Annotated in this window: 1 pseudogene; it reads right to left on the bottom strand. The window is 46.3% G+C overall.

What is annotated here, in order from left to right:
• Positions 1–419 (bottom strand): annotated as a pseudogene (locus H3V01_RS10925) (hypothetical protein); the annotation flags it as partial.

Below are 419 nucleotides of genomic sequence, written 5' to 3' on the forward strand. Positions count from 1 at the left end.
AGATCACGGGTCAGATTGTTTGGTCTTCCTGCATCAAATCCGCCTTTATCATCATTCCATTTCAGTGCTTTCTCTTTCAGATCTGACACATCTTTCTGAGTTGTACTTGCAACAGTTGATAAGCTGCTCAGACTGCTGCTGGTGATGTTTGTCAGCTGTTGCAGATTGTCTGTTGCCGTACTCAGGCTGTGTGACAAACTTTCATAGCCGGTAGACATGGAGCTGCTTATACTGTTGATTCCACTAATAACAGTGGATGAAACTACTGTCGACAGACTGCTCAGCCCTGTTGATGTTGAGCCGGACAGGCTGAATAGCTGACCACCGTTTACTACATCTGTAGAATCAGCTGCTATTCTGCCTGCTGCTACATTGGTAATCAGCTGCGCTGTACCATTACGGCCGGCATCATAAGCGTT

The sequence above is a fragment of the Snodgrassella sp. M0351 genome (assembly GCF_016100575.1).
GTDB lineage: Bacteria > Pseudomonadota > Gammaproteobacteria > Burkholderiales > Neisseriaceae > Snodgrassella > Snodgrassella alvi.